The following is a 218-nucleotide window of genomic DNA, read 5'->3' as shown; positions in this document are numbered from 1 at the left end:
TACCGTCAGCATCAATATCCCAGGACCATGACGTTGCATTGGTTGAGAGATCCGTGAATGAAACAGTAAGTGGTGCATAGCCTTCAGTTATATTAGCACTGAAATCGGATACCGGAAGTATAGGAACTGATGTCACATTGATATAACCGGTCTTGACTTCGGAAGCAGTGCCATTGATATTACTGACAGTAAGATTGACAGTATACAAACCAGCTGTA

1 protein-coding gene is annotated in these 218 nt (G+C 42.2%); it reads right to left on the bottom strand.

Annotated elements, in window-relative coordinates; all coding sequences use genetic code 11:
• On the bottom strand, positions 1–218 hold a 218-nt coding region (locus E7X57_RS12615), incomplete at both ends, for a hypothetical protein (protein ID WP_167881002.1).

The organism is Methanococcoides sp. AM1 (assembly GCF_900774055.1).
Taxonomy (GTDB): domain Archaea; phylum Halobacteriota; class Methanosarcinia; order Methanosarcinales; family Methanosarcinaceae; genus Methanococcoides.
This window is presented reverse-complemented; position numbering and strand designations above follow the sequence as displayed.